This window comes from Rhizobium sp. Leaf306 (assembly GCF_001423425.1).
GTDB classification, from domain to species: domain Bacteria; phylum Pseudomonadota; class Alphaproteobacteria; order Rhizobiales; family Rhizobiaceae; genus Neorhizobium; species Neorhizobium soli.
This window is the reverse complement of record NZ_LMNX01000003.1, coordinates 467201-488594: the sequence shown is the minus strand read 5'-3', so window position 1 is coordinate 488594 and position 21394 is coordinate 467201. Positions and strand designations below refer to the sequence as shown.

17 protein-coding genes, 1 pseudogene and 1 other annotated feature are annotated in these 21394 nt (G+C 60.4%); of the genes and pseudogenes, 11 read left to right on the top strand and 7 right to left on the bottom strand.

The window, feature by feature from the left end; all coding sequences use genetic code 11:
- Positions 1 to 221: 221 nt before the first annotated feature.
- The 3 genes from ASG19_RS15655 to ASG19_RS15645 all read right to left on the bottom strand — a co-directional run bounded on the left by ASG19_RS15655 (position 222) and on the right by ASG19_RS15645 (position 3622).
- Positions 222 to 1100, bottom strand: coding sequence for an ABC transporter permease (locus ASG19_RS15655; RefSeq protein ID WP_062459246.1), 879 nt, complete (start codon positions 1098 to 1100; stop codon positions 222 to 224).
- Complete coding sequence (locus ASG19_RS15650) at positions 1097 to 2038, bottom strand: ABC transporter permease (RefSeq protein ID WP_062459243.1); 942 nt, start codon at positions 2036 to 2038, stop codon at positions 1097 to 1099. The genes ASG19_RS15655 and ASG19_RS15650 overlap by 4 nt, the downstream gene beginning before the upstream one ends.
- Before the next feature lie 78 nt (positions 2039 to 2116).
- Positions 2117 to 3622 carry an ABC transporter substrate-binding protein gene (locus tag ASG19_RS15645; RefSeq protein ID WP_062459240.1) on the bottom strand — a complete coding sequence of 502 codons (1506 nt, stop codon included), beginning with the start codon at positions 3620 to 3622 and terminating at the stop codon, positions 2117 to 2119.
- A 217-nt stretch (positions 3623 to 3839) separates the two neighbouring features.
- Here ASG19_RS15645 and ASG19_RS15640 point away from each other — a divergent pair, with 217 nt between their 5' ends.
- The 4 genes from ASG19_RS15640 to ASG19_RS15625 are packed head-to-tail and all read left to right on the top strand — an operon-like array spanning position 3840 to position 9042.
- On the top strand, positions 3840 to 5042 hold the full coding sequence (locus ASG19_RS15640; RefSeq protein WP_062460431.1) for an ROK family transcriptional regulator: 1203 nt from the start codon (positions 3840 to 3842) through the stop codon (positions 5040 to 5042).
- Complete coding sequence (gene nagB / locus ASG19_RS15635; RefSeq protein WP_082476360.1) at positions 5039 to 5833, top strand: glucosamine-6-phosphate deaminase; 795 nt, start codon at positions 5039 to 5041, stop codon at positions 5831 to 5833. Before ASG19_RS15640 ends, nagB begins: the two co-directional genes overlap by 4 nt.
- The gene (gene ggt, locus ASG19_RS15630) at positions 5820 to 7409 is read left to right on the top strand and encodes a gamma-glutamyltransferase (RefSeq protein ID WP_062460426.1); all 1590 of its coding nucleotides are present in this window, start codon (positions 5820 to 5822) and stop codon (positions 7407 to 7409) included. The genes nagB and ggt overlap by 14 nt, the downstream gene beginning before the upstream one ends.
- 10 nt (positions 7410 to 7419) lie before the next feature.
- A complete protein-coding gene (locus ASG19_RS15625; protein WP_062459237.1) occupies positions 7420 to 9042 on the top strand; it encodes an ABC transporter ATP-binding protein in 1623 nt (540 codons plus the stop codon).
- A gap of 223 nt (positions 9043 to 9265) precedes the next feature.
- On the opposite strand, the gene ASG19_RS15620 is transcribed toward ASG19_RS15625, so the two are convergent.
- From ASG19_RS15620 to ASG19_RS15610, 3 genes are all read right to left on the bottom strand, one after another.
- Complete coding sequence (locus ASG19_RS15620) at positions 9266 to 10210, bottom strand: isoaspartyl peptidase/L-asparaginase (RefSeq protein ID WP_062459234.1); 945 nt, start codon at positions 10208 to 10210, stop codon at positions 9266 to 9268.
- Positions 10211 to 10287: 77 nt separating this feature from the next.
- The gene (locus tag ASG19_RS15615) at positions 10288 to 11880 is read right to left on the bottom strand and encodes an ABC transporter substrate-binding protein (RefSeq protein ID WP_062459230.1); all 1593 of its coding nucleotides are present in this window, start codon (positions 11878 to 11880) and stop codon (positions 10288 to 10290) included.
- Complete coding sequence (locus tag ASG19_RS15610; protein WP_082476359.1) at positions 11877 to 12440, bottom strand: MarR family transcriptional regulator; 564 nt, start codon at positions 12438 to 12440, stop codon at positions 11877 to 11879. The genes ASG19_RS15615 and ASG19_RS15610 overlap by 4 nt, the downstream gene beginning before the upstream one ends.
- 222 nt (positions 12441 to 12662) lie before the next feature.
- On the opposite strand from ASG19_RS15610, the gene ASG19_RS15605 reads away from it, so the two are divergent.
- The 7 genes from ASG19_RS15605 to ASG19_RS15575 all read left to right on the top strand — a co-directional run bounded on the left by ASG19_RS15605 (position 12663) and on the right by ASG19_RS15575 (position 19922).
- Entirely contained in the window at positions 12663 to 13349 is a 687-nt protein-coding gene (locus ASG19_RS15605) for a creatininase family protein (RefSeq protein WP_348271493.1), read from the top strand.
- Positions 13350 to 13409: 60 nt separating this feature from the next.
- Complete coding sequence (locus ASG19_RS15600; RefSeq protein WP_062459224.1) at positions 13410 to 14381, top strand: ABC transporter permease; 972 nt, start codon at positions 13410 to 13412, stop codon at positions 14379 to 14381.
- Positions 14381 to 15256, top strand: coding sequence for an ABC transporter permease (locus tag ASG19_RS15595; RefSeq protein WP_062459221.1), 876 nt, complete (start codon positions 14381 to 14383; stop codon positions 15254 to 15256). The genes ASG19_RS15600 and ASG19_RS15595 overlap by 1 nt, the downstream gene beginning before the upstream one ends.
- Positions 15253 to 16977, top strand: coding sequence for an ABC transporter ATP-binding protein (locus ASG19_RS15590; RefSeq protein WP_062459218.1), 1725 nt, complete (start codon positions 15253 to 15255; stop codon positions 16975 to 16977). The genes ASG19_RS15595 and ASG19_RS15590 overlap by 4 nt, the downstream gene beginning before the upstream one ends.
- 19 nt (positions 16978 to 16996) lie before the next feature.
- Positions 16997 to 17881, top strand: coding sequence for a polysaccharide deacetylase (locus ASG19_RS15585; RefSeq protein ID WP_062459215.1), 885 nt, complete (start codon positions 16997 to 16999; stop codon positions 17879 to 17881).
- Complete coding sequence (locus ASG19_RS15580) at positions 17874 to 18638, top strand: SDR family NAD(P)-dependent oxidoreductase (protein ID WP_062459212.1); 765 nt, start codon at positions 17874 to 17876, stop codon at positions 18636 to 18638. The genes ASG19_RS15585 and ASG19_RS15580 overlap by 8 nt, the downstream gene beginning before the upstream one ends.
- 333 nt (positions 18639 to 18971) lie before the next feature.
- Positions 18972 to 19922 carry a DUF808 domain-containing protein gene (locus ASG19_RS15575; protein WP_062459209.1) on the top strand — a complete coding sequence of 317 codons (951 nt, stop codon included), beginning with the start codon at positions 18972 to 18974 and terminating at the stop codon, positions 19920 to 19922.
- Positions 19923 to 20124: 202 nt separating this feature from the next.
- Here ASG19_RS15575 and ASG19_RS15570 read toward each other — a convergent pair.
- Positions 20125 to 21392, bottom strand: a pseudogene (locus ASG19_RS15570) (IS3 family transposase).
- Positions 20955 to 21111: a sequence feature (AL1L pseudoknot), on the bottom strand. Its footprint overlaps the pseudogene before it by 157 nt.
- Positions 21393 to 21394 lie beyond the last annotated feature (2 nt).

The window sequence follows — 21394 nt, the reverse complement described above, 5'->3', positions numbered from 1 at the left end:
AGATCTGCACACAAAGACGTGCATCCAGGCGTTTTGAACAGAAACCTATTAAGGCCATTCGCTGGAAAGATCTGGAAGGACGCCTTGCAGCTGTTGCCAACAGCTTCAAGGGTGGTCTGGACCTAGTATGAATTCCCGAAGTGCGTCTGATCTACTGTCAGAAAATTACGCTCTCCAGCCTTTGTAAGGTATGGCGTTTTGTTCAAGCCTTCGGTGACAAATCAGTCGTCGCGTCGCGGATCCAGCGCGTCATTCAGTCCGTCTCCCAACAGATTGAAGCCCATGACGAGCAGGATGATCGCGACACCCGGCCAGATCGCCATCCAGGGTGATTCCGTCAGGAACTGTCGGGCAACATCGAGCATGGTTCCCCATGACGGAGACGGTGGACGTTGGCCGAGGCCAAGAAAGGCGAGGCTGGCTTCGGCAAGAACCGCAGTTGCCATGGTAATCGTCGCCTGGACGATGATCGGTGCCATAGCGTTCGGCAGGATGTAGGTCAGCATGATCTTCCTGTGCGGCACTCCCAGCAGGCGGGCGGCGTCGACATAGTCTTCGGCCTTGACCGTCATGACCTGCCCGCGCGTCAGGCGCACAAAAATCGGCATGGCCGATATCCCGATCGCGATCATCGCGTTTTCAAGGCTTGCACCGAGAAAGGCGGCAAACGCGATCGCCAGCACCAGAAAGGGGCATGCGAGAAGCGCGTCCGTAATGCGCGAAATCACCATGTCGACGAGGCCGCCGAAATAGCCGGCGATCATGCCGAGGGGGACGCCGATGGCGATGGCGATGGCGACGGACACAATGCCGACAAGCAGTGAAGCCCGCGTGCCATAGATGATACGCGTCAGGATATCGCGGCCAAGGTCGTCCGTGCCGAACCAGTGAGCAACTGTCGACCCCTGCCGGATTGCCATCCAGTCGGACGCATTGGGCTGGTAGGGCGCGATCAGAGGCGCCGCGATCGCGACCAGCACGAAGAACAGGATGATCGTTCCGCCGATCATCACGCCGGGCTGGCGCAGGCACCGTGAAAGCACCGACTTTCTTGCACCTGACGTGCTCGGTAACTGAAGCGTGGCGTTCAACGTGTTCATCCGCGCAACCTCGGGCTTAGAATGACATAGGCGATATCGGCGAGAAGGTTCATCAGCAGGAAGAGTGCTGCCGAGCAGAGAACCACAGCCTGGACCACAGCGTAATCGCGGCTGAAAACACCATCGACGATCATCTTGCCAAAGCCCGGTATCCCGAACACCTGTTCGGTCAATACGGCACCCGACAGGAGTTCGCCCAAGTGCAGCGTGCTCATCGTGACGACGGGGACAAGGCTGTTGCGCAGGACGTGCCGCACGACGACGATGCGCTCCTTCAAGCCCTTTGCGCGGGCGGTGCGGACATAGTCCTGCTTGAGCACCTGCAGCATTGCGCTTCTCGTATGGCGCATGACAATGGCCGCAGCAGCAGTTCCGAGCACTAGGCTGGGAAGAAGCGTGTGGCGCAGATTGTCGAGAGGACTATCGAAGAAGGCGACGTAGCCGCCAGAGGGAAACCATCCGAGCGTGACGGCAAAAAGCAGGATTAGCATGATGCCGAGCCAGAAGCTTGGCACGGAAAGCCCGGCAAGGCCGATGATGCTGACGCCGTAATCCGCCGCCGTTCCGCGCTTCAGCGCTGCGATGATACCGGCCGGAATGCCGATAAGCGTCGCAAGGATCATTGCCATGACCGACAGCTGGATCGTGACTGGCAGCTTCTGCGCAATCATCTCGCCGATCGGAAGCCGAGTACGGATCGATAGGCCGAAATCGCCTTGGACGATCCCGGCGAGCCACTTGCCGTATTGGACGTATAGCGGCTGATCGAGGCTGTACTTTTGCCGCAGATACTCGATGACGGCAGGATCGCGTTCCTCACCGGCCAGCGCGATCGCCGGATCACCGGGAAGGAACTTCAGCAGGCTGAAGACCAGGATCGAGACGAGCAGAAGTGTGGGTATGGCGATTGCCAGGCGACGCAGGACGTAGGAGAGCATGAGCTTTCTCGTGTGGTCCCGCCAGCACCACGGTCCGGCTGGCGGGATGATTTACACAATGCCCTGACGGGCTTGGGCTTACTTCGCAGGCTTTACGTCGGTCAGACGCAGGAGGCCGTCTGGATAAACCGTGATGCCGCTGACATCGGTGCGTGCCGCATAGAACCAGTTCGGGTGGTAAAGCGGAATCGTCGGCAGGTCGGCGAGGTAGATGCCGGTCGCCGTCCCGTAGAGAGCCTTACGTTTTTCGACGTCAGACGTCGCGCGCGCCTCTCCGAGGGCCTTATCCATTTCCGGGTTGCTATACTTGTTGACGTTCTGGCTGCCTTCCTTGCCGAAGAAGGAGATCAGTGTCGGGTCCGGATCGGCGCGGCCGCTCCAGTTGCCGATATAGGCCTGAAAGTTACCAGCGAGGTAGCGTTCGACGGCGGATGCCGTTTCGAGCGGAACCAGTTCGATCTGGAAGCCAGCTTCGCCCGCCATTGACTGGATGATCTGAGCAACGCGACCATCGGCGAGCGAGTTTTCGTAGGTGATCTCGACGACGGGTGCGTCGCCGCCGACTTCTTCAATGAGAGCCTTGGCCTTGTCGATGTCGCGGGCGGGAGCCGGATGCGCCTTGTCATAGAAAATGCTGGATGGCGGGATCATCTGATTGTCGGCAGAAAACTCGCCGGCGAAGGCAACCTTGTTGATGACGTTGCGGTCGATCGAGAGCTCGAGTGCCTGGCGAAGCCGTGGCTCCTTGCCGAGCGCGCCGCCCTTTTCGCCGTTGCCGACATTGATCATCAGATGTGAGACGGCAAGGCCGGGCGACGTGTGGAGCGCCAGCGCCTTGTTCCCGCGGACGGCGCCGAGGTCGGTCGGCGCGATGCGCTCGGCGATTTCGAGATCACCGGCCTGTAGCCGCGAAAGGCGCACGGTCGAATCCGGAATATAGAGGTACTGGACGTCATCGTAACCGATCGCCGCGGCATTCCAGTAGCCGTCGAATTTTTCGAGTGAGATCACGTCGCGCGCGCGGCGCTCCTTGAACTTGAAGGGGCCCGCGCAAACCGGGTTGGCGGAAAATTCCTTGCCTTCCGCGGCAGCCGCCGGAGACACCATCATGCCCGCGCGGTCGGACAGGACGGCGAGAAGCGGGGCGAAGGCCGATTTCAGCTTGAATGAAACATGGGTCGCATCAATAACGGTGACGGTTTCGACGGGCGAGAGCTCACCCTTGCGCTTGGAATCCTTCAGGGACTTCATGCGTTCGATATTGAACTTCACCGCGGCTGCGTCGAAGGGTGTTCCGTCCTGGAATTTGACGCCGTCACGAAGGGTGAACGTCACCTCCGTACCCTCGGCGTTCCAGATCCAGGCGGTTGCCAGCTGCGGTACGATCTCGAGCTTGGCGTCGATATCGACGAGCTTGTCGCACATTGCCGAAAATACGATACGTCCGGCGTAGGTGCCAGAGGTCGCAGGATCCAGCGCATCCGGATCGTCCTGCATGCCGACGCGTAGCGTTGCCGCCTGCGCGGTTGTGAAAGTCATCGCGATGGCAGTCGCCATCATCGCCAGTTTGATGCTCGTTCCCATTATTTTTCCTCAAACCCGCGCAGAAGAGCGCGTTTCGCCCAGTTTTTGTACGTCGATCAGTGATGCACAGGAACATCCCTATTGTAAAGAAGGATGACTAAATAATTTCCTTCCTTCACAAATTGCATGAATTTCAATCGATTTTAGCCTTATTTCGATTGACAGACATACCCCGCCAGTTAACTTAGTCCGCAAAGATGACGAATTGAATGAGATCATGACCGATATTTCTGGATTGGCGCCCCTAACGCGACAAATCACCTCGCGTACCGTGCTCCGTACGATCATAGATAGTTCACCGATTTCACGCGCCGAGCTTGCCCGCGTCACCGGACTGTCGAAGCAGGCGATGTCGGAGATCGTGCGCGACCTCGAGGTCGACGGTTGGGTTCGTGAGACGGGACGCACACAAGGCGGCGTCGGGCGCAGCGCAGTCAACTACGAGCTCGATCCCGGCAAGGCTTTCCTCTTCGGCGTCGACATCGGCGGGACCAAGGTCCATGCGTCGATTGCGGACCTTTCCGGTAAAGTCGTGGAAGAAATCCTGGAGGCGACAGACACCCGTGGCGGAATGCATCTCGTCGAACAGCTGGCAGTGCTGCTGGACACTATGACGGCCAAGATCGGGATCGAGCCGCAGCTCGTGCGGATGGGCGCGGTCGGCATTCCTGGTGCGGTGGACCCAAAGACCCGTCGTATCACCATGATGCCGAATATCGCCGGCATGACCGATTTCGATTTCGAGGCGGCGCTGACCGGGCGCCTCGGCTTTCCGATGGTTCTCGAAAACGATGTCAATGTCGCGGCCAAGGGCGAGCAGGTCCTCGGCGAAGGGCAGGATATCGATAATTTCGTCTTCGTGGCGCTCGGAACCGGGATCGGGATGGGTATCATCAGCGAGAAGCGGCTCATTCGTGGTGCCCGTGGCGCAGCTGGCGAGATCTCGACCCTGCCGATCGGCGGCGACCCCTTCAATTCCTCTGCGTTCGGTTCCGGCGTGCTTGAAACATCTGTCGGCAGCGCCGCGATCCGGTCGCGGTATGCCGGAAACAGTGGCGTCGAAGGTTTGACGGTTCGCGAAATCTTTTCGCGACAAGACGGGGCTTCCCAGACAGTCATAGACGAAGTGGGCCGCACCGTTGCCGTTGCCATTGCGGCGATTGCCGCCGTGCTGGATCCGCAGCGGGTGATTTTTGGAGGCAGCGTTGGCTCCCGTGCGGAATTGATCGATCGGGTGGAGTACCATCTCACGCGCTGCATGCCCGTGCCGCCCGCCTGCGTCATCAGCTCGCTCGGAAACCGGGCTGGCATTCTTGGCGCCGTCGCAATTGCGCAGGAGGGGTTTTACCAAGCTCTGTTCGGCCTCCCTCTGCGCGGGGTCGAGCCGGTTACTCCGAAGTCCCTGGAAGGTGCTTTATGAACTCGATGCCACGGGACCTTCACCGCCCCACAATCCGGATCTATCAGACCCCCGAGCTTGCGTCCGAGGCTGTGGCTTCTCTCATACTGGAGCGGATTGCTGCGATGCCTGCCCTGACGCTTGGGCTTGCGACGGGTTCAACGCCACGAACGGTGTACAGGACGTTGATCGGTCAAACCGAGACGGTTTCATGGCGCGAGACGCGCTGCTTCAATCTCGACGAATATACCGGTCTTGGCCGGGATCATTCTGCGAGCTTTGCCTATTACATGCGCGAGCTGTTCTTCGATCATGTCGATGTCGACGTGACCCGAACGCACATTCCCGATGGCACCGCGTCTGATCTCGACGCGGCCGCGAAAGTCTACGAACAGATGATCTCAGACAATGGCGGGATCGATTTGCAGTTGCTCGGCATCGGCCGCAACGGTCATATCGGTTTCAACGAGCCGGGCTCGGCACATGACAGCCGGACGCGAATGGTTCGGCTTGCGCAATCGACCATCGATGCCAACCGTCCGGATTTTCCAGACGGCGAAGATCCGCCGGAAACCGCGTTGACGATGGGCATCGGCACCATTCTCGAGGCACGTGAGATCGTGCTGCTTGCGACGGGGGCGGCGAAAGCCGAAGCCCTGGCGGCAGCGCTGCAGGGCCAGGTCAGCCTCGATTGTCCGGCTTCGTCCCTGCAACGGCATGCTGCAGTCACTGTATTCTGCGACGAAGCAGCCGCCGCCCAGCTGGACATCGAGCAATTGAAGATGACGGGGAATGTCCATGCAGCAACGTGATTTCTTTAGGCCCGGCCGGTCGGTGGCAATTTCCGATCGCGGTATGGCGGCAACCTCGCATCCGCAGGCAACCCTTGCTGCGGTGGACATTCTGCGCGCCGGCGGCAATGCCGTCGATGCGGCGGTGGCCGCTATCGCCCTACAATCGGTGATCGACCCCCATATGACGGGGATTGGTGGCGATTGCTTCGCGCTCTATACACCGGCTGGTGGCAAGCCGATTGCGCTCAACGGCTCAGGTCGTGCGCCGATGGCAGCCACACTCGATTACTTTTTCAAAAAAGGCATCACGAGCATTGCCGATGACAGCCCCCACGCGGTGACCGTGCCGGGCGCCGTTGATGCCTGGTGCCATCTCGTTGCGACCTATGGTGGGCGGGACATGGGCAGGGTGCTCGCCCCGGCTATCGAGGCTGCGGAAAAAGGCTATTGCATCACGCCGCGCGTCGAACTCGACTGGGTACGCTACGCCAACCGGGTGCAGAAATATCCGGATGCCGCCGCCTATTTCCTCCCGGGTGGTCGGGCACCAAAGACCGGCGAGCGGATGACCAACCTGGCGCTTGCGGCCACATTGCGTCGCATTGCCAGTGAAGGTCGCGACGCTTTCTATGCCGGGTCGGTCGCCGAAGAGATCACCACGCTGCTGAAGTCGCTCGGCGGACTGCATGAGGAGGGCGACTTTTCAACCTACCGTGCTTTCGAGACCACTCCGATCAGCGCTTCTTATCGGTGCATGGATCTTCTCGAATGCCCGCCGAATGGCCAGGGACTGGCAGCGCTTCTGATCGCCCGCATTCTCGACGGCTTCGATCTTCGCGATCCCACCCTATCGGAAGCGGACCGCATTCATCTTCTCGCGGAAGCCACCAAGGCTGCCTATGCGAGGCGCGACGAGCTGATCGCGGATCCGCAGCATATCACCTTCGATATCGCGGCACTTCTGTCCGACCGGTCGATCGAGACGATGCGGGCGAAGATCAGCATGGAACAGGCCACAGCACCCGGCATATGGGACGGTCCCGAGCACAAGGACACCGTCTACGTCTCCGTGGTCGATTGCGACGGCAATGCCATGTCGCTGATCAACTCGGTGTTCTTCGCCTTCGGCAGCGGCATCTATGCACCGAAATCAGGTGTACTTTTGCAGAACCGCGGCGCCGGCTTCGTCGTCAGGCAAGGCCACCCGAACGCGATCGGCCCCGGCAAGCTACCCTTCCATACGATCATTCCGGCGCAACTTGCCGAAAACGGACGCACCCGCATGGCCTTCGGAGTGATGGGCGGCCAGTATCAGGCGACGGGACACGCCCACCTTCTCAGCCAGATCCTCGACCGCGATCTCGATCCGCAGCAGGCGAGCGATCAGCCGCGCAGCTTTTGTCACAACGGCAAGCTGAGCCTCGAGCCGACGATTTCGCCGGACGTGAAAGCGGATTTAGAACGGCGTGGTCACGTCACCGAATGGGCGGACGAGCCCATCGGAGGTTGCCAGGCAATCATGATCGACTACAAGCGCGGCGTTCTTCTGGGGGCATCCGACCACCGCAAGGACGGCATGGCACTCGGCTATTGAGGTAATCAGCATGTCATCTCCAATCCTGACGGTCAAAAATCTCCGGCTCGCGCTTCCGGAAGGCGGAGACCGCGAATATGCGCTCGACGATCTGACCTTCCATCTCGATAAACGGAAAATTCTCTGCATTGTCGGGGAATCCGGCTCGGGGAAATCGCTTTGTGCCCAGACCGTGATGGGCCTTCTGCCGAAGGCAATCCGCGTTGCCGGCGGAGAGATCCTGTTCGGTGGCCGCGATCTTCTGAAGGTCGACAAAGAGAGCCTGCGTGCCCTGCGCGGCAGCCAGATCGGCATGATCTTCCAGGAACCGATGACGGCGCTCAATCCGTCGATGCGGATCGTCGACCAAATCGCAGAAATATTCGAGGCCCATGGGCTGCTGACACCCGAGGAGCGCCGTGCGCAGGCGGTAAAACTCGCGACAGAAGTCGGCCTGCCTGATCCCGAGCGTATCATCCAGAGCTTTCCGCACCAGCTTTCCGGCGGTCAGCGTCAGCGTGCGATGATCGCCATGGCCCTGGCGCTCGAGCCTGTCGTCTTGATCGCGGACGAGCCGACGACCGCTCTCGACGTCACCACGCAGGCGCAAATTCTCCAGCTGATCCGAGACATCCAGCAACGGCGCGGAATGTCGGTGATCTTCATCACCCACGATTTCGGGGTCGTGGCCGATATTGCAGACGAAGTGCTAGTTCTCCAAAAGGGCATCGTCGTAGAGCAGGGCACAGCAGAAGACGTGCTGCGCCGACCAACCCACGAATACACGAAAGCCCTTCTTGCGGCCGTTCCGAACGGCGTTCCGCCGGTTCGTGCCGAGGTGGATGACAAGACCATCGCGATCTCGGTTGCCAACCTGCGCAAGACCTACGTGACAGGCGGCAGCCTGTTCAAACCGAAGCGCATTGTGCACGCGGTGAAAGATGTCAGCTTCGAGATCCGGCGCGGCGAGACACTTGGCATCATCGGTGAATCCGGTTCGGGAAAATCGACGGTGGCGAGGCTCGTCACAAGACTTGTCGAACCGGACAGTGGCAAGATCATGCTGGGAGGTGACGATTTCGGTGCGCTTCCGGCACGTGGCCTGCGCCATGCGCGCAAACGCATCCAGATGGTGTTCCAGGATCCCTTTGCCTCGCTCAATCCGCGTCGCAAGGTGGGCCTCAGCATCGCTGACGGTCCGATTGCCCATGGCGTGCCGAAAGGCGAAGCTCTGCAGCAGGCAGTTGATCTCCTGAAACTCGTTGGGCTCGATGCCCGTGCTATCGATCGCCTTCCGCACGAATTTTCAGGCGGCCAGCGGCAGCGTATCGGGTTGGCAAGAGCGCTTGCCCTAAAGCCAGACGTGCTGATCGCCGACGAATCCGTCTCGGCGCTGGATGTCACGATCCAGAAACAGGTCCTGGAGCTTCTCGAGGAACTGAAGGGAAAGCTAGATCTGGCGATGTTGTTCATCACCCACGACCTGCATGTTGCAGCCCAGGTCTGTGACCGCATTGCAGTCATGCAGCGCGGAGAGATCGTGGAAATGCGACCGACCCGAGAGTTGCTTGGCAATCCGCAGAATTCCTACACGCAGCTTCTGCTGGCGGCGATACCGGGTAAGTCGCTCGAACACCGTGTATCGATCAGCTAGTTGCTAGTCGCCGTCGTGATCACAACTGATTGCGGACGCTGGTTTTCAAAACTCGCATACACTACGTCACGAAGAAAAACTCCGATGAGCTCCAAATGATTGCTCTGCTGTGACGACCAGCCTTTCAAAGGCATACAGTTTGTCCATTGAGACCGCTCTTGTCGGCCGCTACATCAAAGCGGCCGAAAGTTTCCTTCGAGATGAAGGGATCTTAAGCAGTCCATCAGAATGCAAATACCTTCTCGTGTGTCGCAACGAAGAATTCGCCGTCCGGCGTGACCCAGCCGCGAAACATGCCGTCGGTGTTGTAAGGGGCTGCGATCGATCCGTCCGCTCCGACCGCCACAAGTCCGGCACCGATAGCGTGCGGCTTCAAGTCTTCCATGATCACCTTCGACGCCGCCTGCTCCACGGTTTCGCCGAGATAGCCGATGCGGCTTGCGACCTCATGGCCGACGGCATAGCGGATGAAGAGCTCGCCCTTGCCGGTGCCAGATACAGCGCAGAGACCGTCGCGGGCATAGGTGCCGGCGCCGACGATCGGGGTATCGCCGATACGACCGACCGGTTTGTTGTTATAGCCGCCGGTAGAGGTTGCGGCCGCCAGATGCCCGGCACTGTCGAGCGCGACGGCACCCACCGTGCCGTGCTTTTCGGATTCGCTCGCCGCTGCCGCCGTTCCGGCCGCCGCATGCGCCTTCATCGCCGCCAGGGCGTGCACGCGTTTCTCGGTGGTGAAATAATCGGGTTCGACGACATCCAGCCCCTCGACCGTGGCAAACTCGTCGGCCGCGTGGCCGCCCATCAGCACGGCGTCGCCCTTTTCCATCACCCGCCGCGCCGCCTTGACGGGATTGCGGATGCGCCGCACCAGCGTCACTGCGCCTGCTTCGAGGGTCGCGCCATCCATGATTGAGGCGTCGAGTTCGTGCTCGCCGGCGGCATTGAGGGCTGCGCCATAGCCGGCATTGAAATGGGGGCTGTCTTCCAGCACCACGACCGATGCCTGTACGGCGTCAAGCGCCGAGCCACCAGTGCTCAGCACCGCCCATCCGGCCTTCAAGGCGTGACCGAGATCGACGCGCGCCGCGTCCCATTCCGCTTCGCTGAGGCCGAGCTTGGCCATCACCCCGCAGCCGCCATGGATTGCCAGTGCAATCTTGCCCATGATCTTCTCCTTCCCATGAATAAAAAAGCCGGGCAGCAGAACTGCCCGGCCAAGTTTACCTCCGGTTGGCGTGGAGGCTATTTCGCAGGCCTGATGTTCATGGCCAGTGTGTCTTCGTCCGAACGCGGCACGATGGTGATCGTCTTCTTCATGCCCCAGGCGGAAACGATCGAGGCGATCGAAAGATTGGGGCGATCGGAAGCGACCAGCGCGTTGGCGTCCTTCAGGTACTGTTCGCGCTTGCCCGCATCCATCTCGACACCGGCCGCCTCGATCAGCTTGTCCATTTCGGGGTTGGAGTAACCGCGGATGTTGAAGGCGCCGAGCTTCTTCGTCGGATCGTTGGTATGGACCAGCGACGACAGCGTGTAGTTCGCCTCACCCGTCAGCGTGCCCCAGCCGGACATGGTCAGCGAGTAATCGCCGCGCGTGTTGGCCGGGAAATAGACGGCGCCGGGCTGTGCGTTGGCTTCCACCTGGATGCCGATCGCGGTCAGCATCTGGGCGATCGTCGTGCCGGTGTCCTTGTCTCCCGGCAGGCGGTCGTTGGTGAACGAGAACGTCACCTTGAAACCATCGGGATAACCGGCGTCGGCCAGCAGCTTCTTTGCCTTCTCGACATCGGAAGGTGCGGGCTTCACATCCGGATTGTAGCCGAAGATGTTCGGCGTCACGAGCTGCGACTGGACGGTGCCCATGCCTTCCATGGCGATCTCGGTGATGGTTTCGCGATCGATTGCAAGATCGAAGGCTTCACGCACCCGGGGATCGATGAAGGGGTTTTTCGGCAGCGGCGAGCCGTTCTTGGCGGTCACCTGCGGCGACTTTTCGCGGAAGTCGAAAGCCATGTTGAACAGGTAGACGCTGTCCTGGCGAACGATCGTCAGCTTCGAATCCCTTTCCAGCGTCGGCACGTCGGATGCCGGAATACGGGCGATCAGATCGACCTGGCCGGCCTTCAGCTGTGCAACGCGGGCGGCGTCGTTGGGAAGCTCCTTACGGATGACCTTGTCCCACGGCTCTTTGCCGCCCCAGTAACCATCGAAGCTCTGAAGAACCAGCTGCTCCTTCGGCGTCCAGGACACGAACTTGTAAGGACCGGTCCCGATCGCGGCCTTGCCGGAATTGAAACCTTCCGACGCCTTTTCGGCGCTGTCGGAATAATCCTTGGCAGCGATATGCGACACCACGAACAGACGGATGAAATCGTTGGGCAGGGTTGGCGCCGGTCCGTCCGTCTTGACGCGGATCGTCAGCGGATCGACGATTTCTACGCCCTTGACGCGGCGGACGTAGATCGTTGTCGGGTTCGGGCCAGCGACTTTCGGAATACGCTCGATCGAGAATTTGACGTCCTCGGCGGTGAAGTCCGAACCGTCATGGAATTTGACGTTCGGGCGCAGCTTGAATTCCCAGGTCGTGTCGTCGATCGCGGTCCAGCTGGTGGCAAGGCCCGGCTCGAGTTCGAGATTGTTGCCCGACTTGATCAGCGAGTCGTAGATGTGCTTCATCGCCTCGGCGTGAGTGCCGGCGGCGGTGAAATCGGGATCGATCGACAGCGGACCGGCGCGCACGCCGATGGTGAGGTCGGCGGCAAGTGCTGCGCTCGAAACGCCGCCGAGCAATGCTGCGGCGAGCACGATGGTGCGGAATGTCCTGGAAGCCGTCATTCTTCGTTCTCCTCTATTGTTGTCATTGGTGGCCAGTTGGGCGAATCGACGACGACCTTGGCGAGCAGTTCCGACAACATCAGCTGTTCGGCAGGCGTCAGCGACGAGATCATGGCTCTCTCGCGCTCCACCATCGGCTGCATGGCCTGATCGACGATGCGTCTGCCCTCCTCGGTGATGTAGAGGACAAAACTTCTGAGGTCCGCCTGGTCGATTTCGCGACGGACGATGTTCTTGTCGATCAGCTTCTGGATCGCCCGGCTGATCGTGTTCTTCGGAAAGCCCGAGGAATTGCAGATGGCACTGGCCGTCAGTCCGTCGGACAGGCCGAGCGAATAGATGACGACGAATTCCGGCCGCGCCAGGCCGTGTTCCTTTTCGATCAGTCGGTAGATCGGCTCGTTGAACTGCAGCGCCAGAAAGTTGAACCGGAACGACAACCAGCAGGGGTTCTTCCACAGTTTCACGGATACCAGGTCCTCGACGCCATGCGTGCCGGCGGCGGCTTTTCCGCCCTCCCGCAGCAGGGTCTCCAGTGTCGGTCCACGCGTCTGTCGCACTCTTCGGTCGCTTTCGAGCTTCGTGAGGTTTAGTCCCGTATGGAACTTGACGATCGTTTAAATGGCTGTCAATTTCTTTTTTTAGTCCCGTATGGAACTTTGCTTCATGCGACACAAAGCATCGGAAAGCACAAATATTGTGCGGCCATGCGGAAAACAGAACGTTCTTTGCGCAGTTGCGCGAAGTTTGAGAACGAGGGTAGCGAATTGAAGATTGCCGACATGAACTGGATGCTAGTCGAAGAGCGCGTCGCAAAAGATGATCGCTGTATTTTACCGATCGGCAGCGTCGAGCAGCACGCCTATCTCAGTCTCGCGACCGATATGATCCTGGCTGAAAAGGTCTCGGTCGATGCTGCCGAGCCGCTCGGCATTCCAGTCTTTCCGGTCGTGCCTTATGGCCTTGCCTCCTCGTTCGCAACGTTTCCGGGAACGCTGACGCTATCGCTCGCCACCTATATCGGCGTCATCGAGGATCTGCTCGACAGCATCTACCGCTCCGGTTTCAGGCGTATCCTGATCGTCAACGGACATGGCGGCAACTCGCCGGCAACGGTGGTGATTTCCGAATGGCTGAATGCCCACCCCGACGCATCGGTCAAATTCCACGACTGGTGGCGGGCGCCGCAGACGCTGGCCAAGGTGCAGCAGACCGATCCCGCCGCATCGCACGCGTCTTGGATGGAGAACTTCCCCTGGACACGCACCACCGACGAGCGTCAGCCGACGACTGCCAAGCCACAGATCGACTACGCGGCGCTTGCCCGCGTCGGCGCTGCGCAGAAGCGTGAACTGCTCGGCGACGGCAATTATCACGGTCTCTACCAACGCCCCGATGAAGACATGGCTGCGATTTGGGAGGTCGCCGTTTCCGAAACCCGCGCGCTGCTGGAAGGCGACTGGCACTGACCACCGCCTGACACACGACGCATTTTCGAACCCCGCACGAGACGGGAGAACAGGGAACGAATGTTTGGATTCATCCTGCAAAGGCTGTGGCAGGCGCTGATCGTGGTCCTTGCCATGTCGGCACTGGTATTCTGCGGCGTCTATGCCGTGGGCAACCCGATCGACGTGCTGATCTCACCGGACGCAACGCAAGACATCCGCGCCGCCGTCATCGCGCAATACGGTCTCGACCAGCCGCTGTGGCAGCAGTATTTTACCTTTGTAGGGCGTATCCTGCACGGTGATTTCGGCCGCTCATTCGTCTACAACATGCCGGTCAGCGAACTGATCCTGACCCGTCTCCCGGCAACGCTCGAACTGACACTGGCGGCCGTGCTGTTTGCCAGCCTCGTCGGCATCCCGATTGGCATGTATGCCGGCTATAAGCCGCACAGCCCCATCTCGCGTGCCATCATGGCGCTTTCCATCCTCGGCTTTTCCGTCCCGACCTTCTGGTTCGGCCTGATGCTGATCATGGTGTTTGCCGTGCAATGCGGCTGCATGCCGGCCGGCGGACGCGGCGAGACCGCCAGCCTGTTCGGCGTCGACTTCAGTTTCCTGACCGGTGATGGCCTTTCCCACATGATCTTGCCGGCGTTGAACCTCTCACTGTTCAAGTTCTCGCTGATGATCCGTCTTGCCCGCGCCGGCACTCGCGAGCTGATGCTCAGCGACACGGTGAAATTCGCCCGCGCTGCCGGGCTTTCGGAGTTCACGGTGCTGAGCCGGCATGTGCTCCGGCTGATCTCCATTCCGCTGGTCACGGTGTTTGGCCTCGAACTCGGCTCGACGCTTGCGTTTGCCGTCGTCACCGAAACGATCTTTTCCTGGCCTGGCCTCGGCAAGCTCATCATCGACAGCATCACGTCGCTCGATCGTCCTGTCATGGTCGCCTACCTGATGTTCGTCGCCCTCCTGTTCATTGTCATCAATTTCGTGGTCGATCTCACCTATGCGCTGCTGGATCCGCGCTTGAGAAAGGGGCGTGCCTGATGCGCGACACTCCACTCTCCCGTTTTCTCAATGAATTCCGCCGCAACAAGGTTGCCACCGGCGCGGCCGTGTTCGTGTTTGTCATCGTGTTCATAGCCCTGATTGCGCCGCTGGTGACACCGCAGGACCCTTACGACCTCGCGCATCTCGTGCTGCGCGACGCGCGGCGTCCACCCGGTTACGTCGGTACCGGCGGCTACACCCATTGGCTCGGCACGGACTCGCAAGGCCGCGACCTGCTGTCGGCCATCATCTACGGCCTGCGGATCTCGCTGCAGATGGGCATCATCGCCAGCGGAACCGCTTTCGTGATCGGCGCCGTGGTCGGCTGTGCCGCAGCCTATATCGGCGGTCGCTTCGAAAGCCTCGTAATGCGTATTGTCGACTTGCAGCTTTCGTTCCCGGCCATTCTGCTCGCCTTCGTCATCGCCGCAATCCTCGGCCAGGGTCGCTACCAGCTGATCCTCGCACTGATCTTCGCCCAATACGCCTACTTCGCACGCACCGCCCATGGTGCCGCGGCGGCCGAACGGCAGAAGGATTATGTCGAGGCGGCGCTCTCCATCCCTCTGTCGCCATGGCGCGTGGTGCTGCGGCATATCCTGCCCAACTCGCTACCACCGCTGATCGTCGTCGCCACCGTGCAGATCGCCAGCGCGATTTCGCTTGAAGCGACGCTGTCGTTCCTGGGCGTCGGCCTGCCGCCGACCGAACCGTCGCTCGGCATGCTGATTGCCAACGGTTTCCAGTATCTGCTCTCTGGTCGTTACTGGATCTCGATCTATCCGGGCCTGGCGCTGATCATCTTCATCGTCTCACTCAATCTCGTCGGCGACCAGATCCGCGACCAGCTCAACCCGAGGCTCCGCCGATGACCGATACAGTGACAACACCGGCGACGCCGCTTCTCGAAGTCACCAACCTCAAGACCTGGTTCCCGAGCGGACGCGGCGAGGTCAAGGCCGTCGACGGCGTTTCCTTCTCCATCGCGCCGGGAGAAGTGCTGGGCCTCGTCGGCGAATCCGGCTCGGGCAAATCGATCACCGGCTTTTCCATCATCGGCCTGATCGACGAACCCGGCCGCATCATCGAGGGATCGATCAAACTTGAAGGCCGCGAACTGGTGGGCCTGCCATCCCATGAGCTGCGCGCCATCCGCGGCAAGACCATTTCGATGGTCTTCCAGGACCCGATGATGACTCTGAACCCGGTCCTGAGCATCGGCACACAGATCAAGCTGGCGCTGGAAGCCCACGAAACCATCAGCAGCGCCGAAGCCCGTGAGCGGGCGATCAAGGCGCTGGCCCAGGTTCGCATCAGCGACCCGGAACGCAAGGTGGACTCCTTTCCGCACCAGTTTTCCGGCGGCATGCGCCAGCGCGTGGCGATTGCGATAGCGCTTCTGCACCGACCGAAACTGATCATCTGCGATGAACCGACGACGGCGCTCGATGTATCGATCCAGGCGGAAATCCTCGCCGAGATGAAGGAGCTGGTCTCCGAGCTTGGCACGGCGCTGATCTGGATCAGCCACGACCTTGCCATCGTTTCCTCGATTGCCGACCGCGTCGCGGTCATGAAATCCGGCAACATCGTCGAGATCGGCCCGGCACTCGGCGTGCTGACGAAACCGCAGCACGACTATACGCGCGCGCTGCTCGATGCCCTGCCCTCGCGCGCCAAACCCGGCGAACTTCTGTTGCGCGGCAGCGGTATCGCAGACGCGGCACCACCGCCGCGCAAATCGGCAACCGCCAACCTGCCGCCCCTCGGAAGTCCCTATCTGGTCATCGACGATGTCGTGAAACGCTTCGAAAAGCCGGCCGGGTTGTTCAGGAACCTCGCGATCAAGTCCGGTCTGTCACAGCCGCTCAATGTCGTCCACGCCGTCGCCGGTGTCTCGCTGACGGTCAAGCGTGGCGAAGTTCTGGGCCTCGTCGGCGAATCCGGATCCGGTAAATCGACGCTCGGTCGTATGGCAGCCGGCATCACCGTGCCGACATCGGGCACGATCCGCTTGAACGGCCAGCCCGTCATGAGCATCGGCCGCGCGCCAAAAAAGATCACGACCCGCATCCAGACGATCTTCCAGGATCCGTTTGCCTCGCTCAACGGCCGCATGCGCATCGGCGACATCATCGCCGAGGGGCCGCTCGCACACCGTCTGGTGAGCCGTGCCGAGGCGGCGGTTTATGTCGGACAATGGCTGGCGGCCGTCGGTCTCGATCCGAGCTTTTCCAACCGCTTTCCGCACCAGTTTTCTGGCGGCCAGCGACAACGCATCGCCATTGCCCGAGCGCTCGCCATGCAGCCGGACGTGATCGTCTGCGACGAGCCGGTCGCCTCGCTCGACGTGTCGATCCAGGCGCAGATCATCAACCTTCTGATCCGCCTTCGCGCCGAACTCGACCTGTCGCTGGTCTTCATCAGCCACGACCTGTCGGTGGTGCGCCACCTCTGCGACCGCGTCGCCATCATGTACCAGGGCCGGATCGTCGAGGAGGGCGAAGCCGCCGCCATCTATGCCGATCCGCAGCATGCCTACACGCAGCGACTGCTGGCGGCCGTACCGGTGCTGCCGCAGGCAGCCGAATGACTTAAACGGAGGACGGGATATGGAACCCTGGGAATGGGACGAAGCGACCTGGCGCGGCAAGGTCGACAAGGTGCGGGCCGGCCGTTCGCTGAAGCCGAAGACCTGGAAGAATGGCGCCCGCTGCGCCGTCGCACTCTCTTTCGACAGCGACCATGAGACCAACGAGTTGCGCGACGGCGGCGAATCCATCGGTCGCCTGTCATGGGGCCAATATGGCAATCGCCGCGGTGTACCGCGCATCTTGGAAACGCTGAAGGCTGCCGACGTGCCCGCCACATTCTTCGTGCCGGCCGTTGCAGCCCTCCTTCATCCGGACGAGCAGAAACGAGTCATCGCCGAGGGCCACGAGATCGGCCTGCATGGCTGGATCCACGAGGTGAACACCAAGGTCCCGCCGGAGAAGGAACGCGAACTGCATTTGCGCGCCGCCGACACGCTGGAAAAGATCACCGGCGTACGGGCCGTCGGCATGCGCACCCCGTCCTGGGATTTCTCTGACGTAACGCTGGAGATCGAACGCGAACTGGGCCTGATCTACGATTCATCCTTGATGGCCGACGACGATCCCTACGAGCTGGTCGAGAACGGCGAACCGACGGGAATGGTAGAACTGCCCGTCGAATGGATCCGCGACGATGCCGTCTACTTCAACATGAACCGGTTTACCGCCCACCGCCCCTACACGCCGCCGCCCGCCGTACTCGACATCTTCAAGCGCGAGTTCGACCTCGCCTACCAGGAAGGCGGCCTGTTTCTGCTCACCATGCATCCGCATGTCTCCGGTTACCGCTCGCGCATCTTCATCCTCGAAGAGCTGATCCGGCACATAAAGCAATATGACGACGTATGGTTCGGCACCCATGCCGACATCGCCCGCTTTGCCAAGGAGTACGCCCATGTCTGAAACGACTGACTCGAGCCGCAAAGTGGCTCTCGTCACCGGTGGCGGCCGCGGCATCGGTCACGCCTGCGCGCTGGATCTGGCAAAGCACGGTTTCGATATCGTGCTAGTCGACCTGATCGAGGACGATCTGGCTCGCACCGCCGGCGAAATTGCCGATCTCGGCCGCCAGGCACTGACCTTCGTCGCCGACGTGCGCGACTACCGACGCGCCGCCGAGATCGTCGCCGAGGTCGATGCGAACTGGGGCCGTATCGACGTGCTGTTCAACAATGCCGGAAAGCCGATGCCGAAGGGCATCGAGGAGATCACCGAGGACGAGTTCGACACGACGATCGATATCAATCTCAAGGGTGCCTTCAATTATATCCAGCCGACCGTACCCCTTATGCGCCGCAACGGCGGCGGCCGGATCATCAATATGTCGTCGATGAACGCCCACACCGGTGGCGTGACCAGCGCTGTCAGCAAATTCGCCTATACATCAGCCAAGGCCGGTATTCTCGGCATGACCCGGGCGCTCGCCAAGGAACTCGCCCCCGAAATCGTCGTCAACGCCATCTGCCCGGGTGTGATCAAGACGGAACGCTCGAACGCCATGATCGACGCCCGAGAAGCCCAACTCGCCGCCGGCATTGCTATGAAGCGCGTCGGCACGCCACAGGATGTGGCAAGCGTGGTCACCTTCCTCGCGACATCGGAGCCGAACTTCCTCACGGGACAAGACATCCAGATCGACGGGATGCAGTGGGTACGGTGAGGTAGACACGCTCATGATGGATGCGGAAAGAGGGTGAGCTTATGCCTCGTTCACCTCATCTAGTCGGATTCGCTACCTGTAATAAGGTCTTGAATACGCGGGTCATCGAGTACGGTGCAGCGATATCCCCGGGCGACCGCGCTGACGTCGTCAAGACGCGATAGCTGCGCTGGCGTCAAAGCGACTTCTGCTGCTGCCAAGTTGGTGGTACGTGGACAACTCGCCTGACGGGGGACAGCTGAACCATAAGCAAAGCTCGGAAAAGAGATGACGGAACTTGACGTGCTATTGATCTGTTGTGAGTGTCCAATCGGAAATTAACGGAGCATTTCGTTGGCGACAGGCCTGATAGCACTACTCGACGATATCGCTGCAATAGCGAAGCTGGCTGCTACGTCGCTGGACGATGTTGCGGCCCAGACTGCAAAAGCAAGCGTCAAGGCTGCAGGCGTTGTTATCGACGACACGGCTGTAACCCCGACCTACGTCGTTGGGCTATCACCGGCCCGGGAGCTTCCGATAATTTTGCGCATCGCTTTGGGCTCGATGCGCAACAAGCTGGTCTTCCTCCTGCCCATCTGCCTCCTGCTCGGCTACTTCGCCGACTGGCTGATCACCCCGCTGTTGATGATCGGCGGCCTGTACCTTTGTTTCGAAGGGGCTGAGAAAATCTACGGTCTGCTGGCTCCTCACGCGCACGATGTGGGTGACTCGGCGACACCGGTTGACCCGGTCGCGCTCGAAGAACAAAAGGTCGCCGGGGCTATCCGCACGGACTTCATCCTATCCGCAGAGATCATGGCCCTGACGCTTGCCGATGTTGCGGATTCCAGCATCTATACCCAGGCCATGGTGCTTGCTGCCGTGGGAGTGCTGATAACGGTTGCCGTCTATGGAGTCGTGGCTTTCATCGTAAAGGCCGATGACATCGGATTGCACATGGCAAAGGCCGGATCTGGTACGGCACGGGTGATCGGCCGCAGTCTGGTCAAGGGTGTGCCGGTGTTTCTACAGATCCTGGCGGCCGTGGGCACTGCGGCCATGCTCTGGGTCGGCGGCAGTATCGTCGTCCACGGGCTGGATGGGCTCGGGCTGTCAACACCCGAGCATGTCATAGAAGGGGCATCCCATTTCATGACGACTACAATCGGGGTTGCTCCGGCTGTGGTCGGGTGGCTTACGACATCCTCGCTTCAGGCTTTGCTGGGCATCATTCTCGGCGCCATCGTCGTCATCGGCGTTACGGCCGTGCATGCCGTTCTCCCCTCGCGTCGCTCGGCGTAACGTCCGGTAACTCGTCGGCATGTTCGAACGGAACGCTCGCCTGATATAGTCTTATAATTTCTTTAAGGCGTATGATCGAAGTCTCTTGGGGAGCTCGCGCCTACATATGTCGTGTAACGCAACGAATTGAAGCGATTCGTTGATGCGTATGTCGGCCTGCCCTTGAACCGCGCCGGGTTTGCCGGAGGCCATTTCGTTTAAGTTATGCGGCCATGGCTGCTTCGTCCAGCATGGCGTAATATCGCTCCTCGGCTACGGCTGGCGGTATATTCCCAATCGGTTCGAGAAGTCGTCGGTGGTTGAACCAGTCGACCCATTCAAGAGTGGCGAATTCCACTGTCTCGAAGCTCCTCCATGGTCACGCCGATGGATGACCTCGGCCTTGTAGAGACCGTTGATCGTTTCTGCGAGCGCCTTATCGTAGCTATCGCCGACACTCCCGACGGACGGCTCGATGCCTGCCTCTGCCAGGCGTTCGGAATACCTGATCGAAACGTATTGAACACCGCGATCCGAATGATGCACAAGGCCGCCGCCATGCGCAGGACGCCGATCAAGAAGTGCCTGCTCCAGCGCATCGAGGACGAAGCTTGCATGTGCTGTCCGGCTCGCCCGCCAGCCGACGATGCGACGAGCAAAGACGTCGATGACAAAGGCCACGTAGACAAAACCCTGCCAAGTAGCGACATAGGTGAAATCCGAAACCCACAGCCTGTTTGGCGCAGGGGCTTTAAACTGGCGGTTCACCCGGTCAAGCGGGCTTGGAGCCGTCTTGTCCGAGAACGTCGTGCGGATCGGCTTTCCCCGAATAACACCTTGCAGGCTCATCGACCTCATTAGCCGAGCAACGGTGCAGCAGGCGGCGTCGAAGCCTTCACGCTTCAACTGCCGCCAGACCTTACGAACGCCATAGACCCGAAAGTTCTGCTCGAAGACGCGACGGATCTCGATCTTCAGGCTGATATCGCTGCGGGCGCGGACCGACAGGCGATCCACGTCCAGTCGTTTGGCGACATTCTCATGGTAGGTTGATGGGGCAATCGGCAGCAGCTTGCAGATCGGCTCGACCCCGAACACGCTACGGTGTTCGTCGATGAAGGAGATCATCGCTTGAAGGGGCGGTCGAGCTTCCTCTTACCCGGTAGGTGAATGCTCGCATTCACCGTTAGGGGCCATGGCGAAATATGCAGAAGCTTTGCGCAAAATCTCGTTGGCCTGACGAAGCTCCCGGTTCTCCCGCTCAAGAGCCTTCATCTTCTCGGCCACATCGCTCGGCAGGCCTGCTCGTTTACCGCTGTCGACCTCGGTCTTCTTCACCCATTCATGCAGCGTGGCTGGCGAGCAGCCGATCTTGGCCACAATAGATGAAACGGCAGCCCAGCGGGATGGATGCTCGGCTTCGTGATCCAGCACCATACGAATGGCACGTTGACGGACTTCAGGTGAAAACTTGTTCGTTGTCTTGCTCATGA